The following is a 352-nucleotide window of genomic DNA, read 5'->3' as shown; positions in this document are numbered from 1 at the left end:
GTTGCTGTAACTAGTTTATTCATGTCTCATTCCTCATGGCGGTGAAGTTAAATCGTTTTGTTGGGTTCTATATTACGAATTTTTAAAAGGTCGAGTTCGGCAAAATGATTAGCGGTAATGTTTGGTGATTGATGGTAAATATTGATGATAAAGGTGTGAAAACTACTTTTTTTAATAAAAATGTTAATTTTTTGATGTTTATTTGAGCAAACAAACTTTTTGCTATTTACAGTTTACGGTTGGCTGAGTATTATTTTGCGCATGGAGAGATGGCTGAGTGGTTGAAAGCACCGGTCTTGAAAACCGGCATAGGTTAATAGCCTATCTAGGGTTCAAATCCCTATCTCTCCGC

1 tRNA gene is annotated in these 352 nt (G+C 35.8%); it reads left to right on the top strand.

The window, feature by feature from the left end:
- Positions 1–263: 263 nt before the first annotated feature.
- Positions 264–351 (top strand) — tRNA-Ser (locus AN214_RS21980).
- The last annotated feature ends 1 nt before the right edge of the window (position 352 follow it).

The sequence above is a fragment of the Pseudoalteromonas sp. P1-9 genome, assembly GCF_001399975.1.
Classification (GTDB): Bacteria; Pseudomonadota; Gammaproteobacteria; order Enterobacterales; family Alteromonadaceae; genus Pseudoalteromonas.
Note: the sequence above shows the minus strand (reverse complement) of the source record. Positions and strands in the feature narration are given on the sequence as shown.